Source organism: Polaromonas jejuensis NBRC 106434, assembly GCF_001598235.1.
GTDB classification, from domain to species: Bacteria; Pseudomonadota; Gammaproteobacteria; order Burkholderiales; family Burkholderiaceae_C; genus Polaromonas; species Polaromonas jejuensis.
The window spans coordinates 23,498-31,379 of the sequence record NZ_BCYO01000036.1 but is presented as its reverse complement, the minus strand read 5'-3'; the positions used below and the strand labels follow the sequence as shown (position 1 = coordinate 31,379).

6 protein-coding genes are annotated in these 7,882 nt (G+C 62.6%); all 6 read right to left on the bottom strand.

Annotated elements, in window-relative coordinates:
• Positions 1 to 1,161 (bottom strand): ATP-binding protein (locus PJE01S_RS22150; RefSeq protein ID WP_157090443.1); only part of this gene is annotated, 1,161 nt, incomplete at its 3' end.
• Positions 1,148 to 1,840: a DUF4194 domain-containing protein gene (locus PJE01S_RS22145; protein WP_068835891.1), complete on the bottom strand. Its 693-nt coding sequence runs from the start codon at positions 1,838 to 1,840 to the stop codon at positions 1,148 to 1,150. The genes PJE01S_RS22145 and PJE01S_RS22150, both read right to left, overlap by 14 nt.
• Entirely contained in the window at positions 1,837 to 3,303 is a 1,467-nt protein-coding gene (locus PJE01S_RS22140; RefSeq protein ID WP_068835890.1) for a Wadjet anti-phage system protein JetA family protein, read from the bottom strand. Before PJE01S_RS22140 ends, PJE01S_RS22145 begins: the two co-directional genes overlap by 4 nt.
• The gene (locus tag PJE01S_RS22135) at positions 3,285 to 4,142 is read right to left on the bottom strand and encodes a helix-turn-helix transcriptional regulator (RefSeq protein WP_068835889.1); all 858 of its coding nucleotides are present in this window, start codon (positions 4,140 to 4,142) and stop codon (positions 3,285 to 3,287) included. Before PJE01S_RS22135 ends, PJE01S_RS22140 begins: the two co-directional genes overlap by 19 nt.
• 405 nt (positions 4,143 to 4,547) lie before the next feature.
• Positions 4,548 to 5,804, bottom strand: coding sequence for a site-specific integrase (locus PJE01S_RS22130; protein ID WP_169804418.1), 1,257 nt, complete (start codon positions 5,802 to 5,804; stop codon positions 4,548 to 4,550).
• Positions 5,805 to 6,247: 443 nt separating this feature from the next.
• Positions 6,248 to 7,228 carry a ParB/RepB/Spo0J family partition protein gene (locus tag PJE01S_RS22125; protein WP_068835887.1) on the bottom strand — a complete coding sequence of 327 codons (981 nt, stop codon included), beginning with the start codon at positions 7,226 to 7,228 and terminating at the stop codon, positions 6,248 to 6,250.
• Between the last annotated feature and the right edge of the window lie 654 nt (positions 7,229 to 7,882).

Below are 7,882 nucleotides of genomic sequence, written 5' to 3'. Positions count from 1 at the left end.
AAGCAGGTCGTTGGAGCTGGCGTTTTGAAGCAACTCCTGGAAGCTGCGCAGTTCTCTCTTCAGCTCAGTTTCCCGGCGGGTGGTTTTCTCCTGGGCTTGCGCCAGAGCCTGCTGGGCTCCCGCATTCTCGGCGTGGTCCGCATGGGCGAGTTGAAGTGCAGTCGACTGCGCGACCTCGCGACTCCAGGCCGCGAGCGCTTCGTCGGCGGTCTCGCTGGTCTTGTTGCATTTCTCGACCACTTCTTCTTGCGTGAATCGGTCTGCGGTCAGTTTTTCGTGGGCTGCATTGCTCAGTTCGTATGCCGCAGACGCCTGCAGCCCGGTCCAGGTGGCGGATTTCCGGGCCTCGACCAGTGCCGCGTCAAAGTTCTTGGTCACCTCCAAGCCCTGGGCGATCTTCTGCTCGACGCCCTCGACCAGCTGGTTGATCCGCTTGAAGGTCTCCACCAACTGTTTGAACCTGGCAATGTTGGTGGGCCGGTCCTCCAGGACATCTTGGCGAACAATCTGGTCCACCGATTTGGAAAAGCTCATGCGCAGCGCGAAGCGGAAGGCGCGTGCAAACGCGTCGTAGGACGCCGGGCCCGCCTTTCCCCGCAACATGAACAGCACCTGCTTGACGTAGCTGGCGCCATCGTCGAACAGCGGTTCCTCAGCGGTGACCTTGGATTGCTCCAGCAACCGGTGCCGAAAGCTGCTCCATGGCAGCGGCATCGTTGAGCCGTCCACCGTCTGCAGGTGCTCGGACATGGACAGTTCCACGCCGCGGATCACATAGCGCCCCAACACCTTCTCCGCCTCGTTGCCCAGCGAAGCCTCAATGCACACGCCCATGGAGACCGGCTCATTGGTCTCGGTATCCCGCCAGACCAGCGTGACGTAGGTGGTGGCCTGCGGCCGAGCGCATTGTTCAATGGTGTCGCCGTACTGCCCAAGGCAGTAGGACCGCAAGGTGCGGCTTTGATGCGACTTGGCGTCGGCCTGGGCATTGAAATGCATCAGGTTCTTGTTGGCGCCCATCATGGCGATCTGCACGGCATCGAGCGCCGAGCTCTTGCCGCTGCCGTTGCGACCGAATAGACCGGTGATCTCTTCCAGGCGGAATTCCTGCTGCTCGTACAGCAGGAACTGCACCAGTTTGACGCTCTCAAGCCTCTTCATCGTTCATCCCCTGGTTTTCCTCGATCGCCACAGACTCGCCGGCTGCACCATCCCCGTGCGCCTCATCCCTGGCTGCTCCCCACTGCGCCAGCCGCATCAAGGCAGTCTCGCCCAGCACGTCGACGATGGCCGGACGGATGGCCACGCCACCAGCCGACTGCTCTTGCAAGGGGGTAAGGTGGCCGCTGTCATCGTCTTCCAGGCGCCGGGCGATACCCCATCGCTTGGCGGTGCGCAGCAGCGTATCGAGCTCACCGCGCGTAGGCAGGTCGCGCCCTGTCATGAGGTGGAACTTTTCCTGTAGCTCGATGTAGTCGCACAGGACCTCGCCGTCCTCCGTGAGCCCGCCGGCGCGCACGCCTTCGTCGTACAGGCCGCGCAGCACCAGGGCAAACAGCGTCTGGGCCACAGTCGCGGTACCGGCTTTGGCGTGCTGCGGCAGGGCGGTGACATAGCGCAGCTGTCGGTTGATTGACAGGGAGACCCCAAGCGGGGCCAGGACCTTGGCGAACTCGCGCTCGTAGAGGTCCAGGATGGCATAGGTCACCCGGCTGCTTCGGTCGGAGTGGTAGATCACTTGCTCGGCGAGCAGCCGGTAGGCGGTGGTTTCGAAGTCTTCGACGGTATAGATGCCATCCAACCGGCTGGCCAGATCCTCCCAATCCCGTTGGTTGCTCATTTGGGCTCCCTGTTTTTAATCTGGCGTTTGCGCCAGCTCAGTGTGAATGGCTTGCCGCTCAAATACGGGTGTTCAACGGCTTCGTCGCTGGTGTAGCGCAACTCCATGCCCGGCGCTGACGCCCGGCCTTCCATTTCCAGCCTGGCAATCCTGGAATTTGTGGCCATGGCCACGCTGGTCAGGGCCTGGAAGGCCCGCAAGTCCTCAATGGATCCGCAAGGCAGGGCATCACTGCCGGCGGTGGTCGTGTCTTGCAGCACTTTCTCCGCATAGGCACGCAGCTTCATGGGTGTGATGGATCTGCGCTCCTGGGCGCGGCGCACCAGGTTGCCAATGGCGCGCGTGCGATCGGAGATGATCACCTGGCGCAAGGGCGTGGGCGCCAGTCGAGGCACCTCTTTGCGCGGCTGCGCCAGGCGCGCGCCACCCATCAGGGCATCTGGCGGGAAGACCGGGGCAACATCGAGATCGGGGTTGGCAATCAGACGGTCCAGCGTCTGCCTGAGCAGGTTATCGATGGGGCGTATGGCGCGCAGCTTGTATTCCAGGAAGGCCAGCGCGCGCCTGTTGGCACTGCGGATCTCTTCGTCCAGGCGCTCCAGGTACTCTTCAATCCGGTCAAGCTCATAGAGGCGCTGCAGGTCGCGCTGGAAAGCGGCGTGGCCTTTTTTATCGTCCCCGCTGCAAAGGCGGTTCACGTACCAGTCCAGCAAGCGACTACGGTGGTCAGGCTCTGTATCTATGTCTGCGACGGCGTCCAGGATTTGCTGGCGCTTGGACAGCGGATGTTCCCGTGTGCGCAGCTCCTGGTAGTCCCCGATGAAGACCTGCTGGATGTAGTCCTGGAAGAAGGTCCGAACGTACTGAGCGGTGGTCGGCTGCGCGCCAATAGCCGCCATGAGGTCGCGCACGTTGGTGCCGGTGTTGCGGATGTAGATCAACAGATTGCGGCACTGCTCGGCCGCCTCCCGCAGCAGATCGCCGGTGGCCTCACCCTTGTGCACCTGCGCTACGGCGGCGTCGATCGAGCGGATCTTGCCCGAGACGAACACCGGGCCCGTCTCGGCGAAGTTGATCAGTTGTGTCAGCAACTGGCCCACGGCCGGGGCCATGTTGACGGTTTTTTCGATCCCGTACTTCTCCAGACGGAACCACCCGGCGTCGAGCAAGCGGTTGAAGATGCCAATGACCCGGATGTTCAGAGGGGTGTCGTGCTGATCGCCAGTCTCTGGCTGCCATTCGTCTGCGTATTTGAGGTGGTCCTCGATCTCCTGGGTGATCTCGCGCTGCAGGAAGCCATAGCTGGGCGGTAGGGGCGCGTCGGGACCGAAGCGTCTACGGTGTAAATGGCATAGCAGCGACCAATATCCATGTCGGTTTGTCGATGCCAGCGGACCGAAGAGCCGATCCGGGATGCGCTGAAAGAGGGCCAGCGAAGCGGACGTTACCCTGGAAACAGCCATGTGCGCACCTCCTGGACATTTTCGACAGCCATTTGGTACTCGGGCGGCAATTCCTTGGATACGTCCAGGGCAAGCCTCAATTCTTGGATAAGGTACGGCAGCAGGGCGCCGCGGCAGCTGTGTACGCGTGCCACAGTCCCGTCGAAATACTCACTTCGAACAAGATCTTGTTGGCCAAGCGTCAGCTTGGGATGTGCTTGGATGTGCACCTTCACCACGGTGGTCCATTTGACGTCTTCGGAGATAGAGGTTTCCGCCTTGTGGTCGAGAATGGAGATCTTTGCGATGCGTCCCAGCACGAAGTCCCGAAAATCACCAGTCTCCAGGCAATAGCCTCGCATGTGCCAACGCCGGCCGGCCTGAACTAGGCTATGCGGCTCTACTGTTCGCGGGTGCGGCTCCGGGGTACGCATGGAACGGTACTCCAGCTTCAATCGCGTGCCCTGTTCGACAGCCAGGCGGATGCGGGAGAAGGTATTGGGGTTGACCTGGGAGAAGCCCCAAGGGGCCACGGTGACCGGACCGGCACCCGGGGCGAGGTCCGCATGAATGTCCGCCTCTGCCAGGTAGGCCGCCAGGCTCAGATCGGATGTACCAGCCTTGAGCTCAACCTGGGTCATCTTGTAGGCGGAAGGGGTGACAAAGTAAGACTTGCTTTTGCTGTCCCATTCGAACCAGTCGGGGGTTTCTTCCCGGACTTCCCTGAGGAGCTGGCTCACCCGTATGCCGCTCAGACCGAGGACGTCCATCAACCGACCTCGGCTAAGTCGCCCCTCCCATAGAGCCATGCGGCGCATGACCTTATAGCGATTTTTTTCGAGAAGATTGGCCAGGCTCATTGCGTTCGGCTTTGATCGTATAAAAAATTATATCATATATTAAAATATATGATATTGGAATGTATGGCTAAGACGGTGAAGTTCAACGTTGAGCAATGAGACCCCCAAAACGTACGACCGCAACGGGTTAGCTACAGGCGATGACGCGGAGGAGCAAGGCGTCGTGCCCGAACTTCGACGCAGCCTGGCGCGTTCGAGTGACTGGTGACGGAGGTGCAGCGGTCGACCGAGGCTGTGGTTCTCGAATGACTGCTTCGCGCTGACGCCGCTATTCACCATGACCACCCAAGTGTCTCAGACCAGCCTGAAGCGGCTCTAGGACTGAGCTCCGACATGCGAGCTCGTGCTTGTCTAGCCTCGTCCTCCCTCGAAGACCCGCATCCCCCACCTCCTTTCCTCACCGATTCAAGGCTTAGCCGACTTCTTCTTGCCAACCTTCGCCTCCTTCTTCACCGCCAGGAAATCCGACTCTCTCCGCACCACAGGCTGAGCCGTCTCCACCGTCCCCCTCTCAATCGCAATCTCCGGACTCCTCCTGAACTTCGCCCCCCGCCAGCGCAGCCCATACCACCGCGACGTTTCTGCGCGCCGCTCCCCCAGCACCTGCGCGATCTCCACGGAATCCCACCCCGCCTGCCGCAGGTCGGTGGCGATCACATGCCGCAGCACATAGCTGCTCAGCATCAGCTGCGGCTGCTTGCCCTCAATCGGAAACACCAGGGGCGACAGACGTTTGAGGTAACTCCGCATTGCCGCACGGGGCGCGGAATACGTCTTCTGCCCACTCTCCAGATCCTGCAAGAACCAGTCCGGAAACCTCTGGGCCGAGATGAACACCCCCCGCCACTCCTGGCCCGCGGTCTTGCGCAACTTTGCCCCCAGGATCTTGATAGCCACCATCGCACCGCGCCGCCGCACTGTCACCCCGCGCTCCAGCTCCAGCGGCCGCATCCCGCACAACCCTTGCAGCAGGGCCGCATGCCGGTACTTGCTGGACCGGGCCGTCACCCGGAAGTAGATGTCCCGCCATCCGTCTTCCGCCTTCTTCAGCACCAGGCGTTTAGACTTCGGTGCGACCGCCACCGCACCACTGAGCGCACGCGCACTCTCCAAGCTAAAGCCCAGGATGTCCCGCAGAAGCTGTGCCGCCACGCCGAGTGCTGCCACGCAGTCCACCCACGCCTGTGTGGCGCTGCCCCCTCTTTGCAGCCGGTCCTGCTGCGACAGCAGTTCCGCCACCTTGCCTTGCACCACCCAGACTGCCGCACCGCGCATGGTGTAGAAGCTGTTGGCGCTGGCCGCGTAGTCCGCAAGCGCCACACAGAGCGAGGGAAAGGAACCCGAGTCCACCGGCACCTGCTGGGCCCGCTGCAGCAGCAGCTTGGCCTGCCGCTTGTACTTCTCCTCCGTGGCGGTTCCTGGTTTCGTGTCCTGCCGCTTCTTGCGGCGCTGTGCGATCTCCCGCATCAGCGTGCGGGCGGCCAGGATGACCTCGAAGTGTGCCTGCCTGTTTAACCCGTCAGCGGACGCCTGCAGTGCCAGCTTCGCAAACGCTGCATCGTCGTCTTCGGATTCTTCGCTTGCGAAGCCTTCGCGCCCGCTGTTTTCGCCCCCGAATCCTTCGTTTTCGACATCCACTTCGCTCCCGTTGGCCACGGTCACGTACGCCCACGCAGGCATTGCCTGCTCTGCCTCCCTGGGCCCGGCAACCGCCGCGCCACCGCCCAAACCCCGCTGCGCGGGTTCGCCCGGTGTCACGCCGCCTGCCGTCCCCGACTCGGTGGGTGTGCTTTCGCTACGCGACCCCGGTAAACCGGGGGCAGTACACATTACCGGTCGAGTTACTGTGACCTTCTCCCGGATACATTCCTGTATCCGGGATGCGACCGGTAATGTGGAAACGGCTGTTGTTTTTTCTTCGTGACCGAAGTCCTGCGCTGGCGCAGGGGTGGCTTCGCCAGCGTTGTGGGGCGCCGGTTCGGCGCCTGCGGGGATGGCCGCGTAGCCTGCATTCTTCGCGGGCTTGCATGGTGCAAGTCCACTTTCTCCATGTGCTCCGCTTGTCCCAGCTGTCCCGCTCGGGCGGGATGTCATGCCTTCGCCGCTCATGCCTGCGCCCCCGCGGCCGCGCCGTGCATCACCTCCGCTGCTGGCGCCTTGGCGGAGCCCTTCGCCGCTGGGACCTTGAACACTTTGCGTTCCAACTGCGCCACCATCGCGGCGACCAGTTCTTCTCTCTGAAACTGCGACATCGGTGCGTCGATCTGCAGGGTGATCGCACCGTTGGGCAAGACCTCCCAGCGCCCGATGTCTTGGCCCTTGGCCCGGATCGGCTGCGGTGGCTGGGGTGCCGTGGACGACTTGCCTGATGCAAGTCCCCGTCCGCCGTCACTCTCCGCGTCTGCGTTGCCGCCTTCCTTTGCCTTGTGCCCCGCCTGGGCCTGTTGTGCCGCCTGCTCCAGGCGCTCAATGGCGGCTGCCGTCGACAGAGGGTCGAGTTCTTCGCGGATGCGTTCGGCTTCGTGCAGCACAGCCGCGGGCGCTGCTTCATAGGCCCGCTTGAGCGGCAGCATGTGGGCGTACTGCAGTTCGAGTGGGGATTCGAACGCCTCGAGGATGGCACCGGGCAGGCTGGCGAGTTCGTACGCCCGGCCGACGTGGCCCGCATGGCAGCCCAGGATCTTGGCGAGCTGGGTACGGTTGAGACCGCTGCTGGCGTCGTCGAGCACGTGTTTGACCTGGCGGCCGAATTCCAACGGGGCCAGCTCACGCCGCCCCCGGTTCTCTCCCAGGCGCAGCAGAGCGTTGTCCATCGACGAACGCGACTGCATCACCATCGCCCGGACTTTCACCCCGGCTTCGCGGCAGGCCCGCACGCGGCGCTCCCCAAAGACCACCTCATAGAACCTCTGCCCCGCGGCGTCGATGCGTTCGACGACGCAGATGGGTTGGAGATTGCCGCCATGGGCGATCACACTGCGCAGCAGTTCCTTGAAGTCCGGGGTGTCGAAGCTCGCTTCGTCCCGGTTGTAGGCTGTACTGAACCGCAGCAGCCACGGATCAAGGAAGACGATCGACGGGTTCACGAGGTCCAGGGTGGGCGGTGGTGGCAGTGATGGTGACTGCGACAGTAGTGGTGATAGTGGCGGTGGGGGTGGCTGCAGTAGTGGTGGTGGAGAGACCGATGCAGCAACAGCTGCCAGCAAGGGGGCGACCACCGAGGGTGTAGAGGAGGACAGCGGAGGGGGCGATTCCTCCGAGAGATCCAGATCCAGTACAGCGTCTGTGGACGGCGGCAGGTCCGAGACGAGATCGGGAATAGGCGGCGTTGCGGTGGCAGCGGAAGAAGGCAGGTGTTTGCTGGATTGCGATGAGGCCATGGGCCACTCCTGTGAACGTTGAGGAACGGTCACGGGGGCCTTGGGACATGCAGCGGCCCCCGGTGTGACCGGGAGCCGCGGCTGTCAGTGCCGCGGCAGGAAGATGTGCTGACTGACACCCTGTGCGTCGCTGTCGCCCGTGGGGGGGAGCACCGACACCAAGGTCAACACATGCATGGATGCTATCGGGCGAACCAGCGTTTGTGGGCGCAAACAGGTGTCAAAGGGGGTGTAAATGTTGCTCAAACTTTAAGCACCACAAACCCGTGTTGTGGTCAGCCTGCATGGGAAGGCTAATAAAGTTTCTACGTAGAAACTTGGCGTGCCGGATATGGCCATGTGATCAATTGGACCGACGAG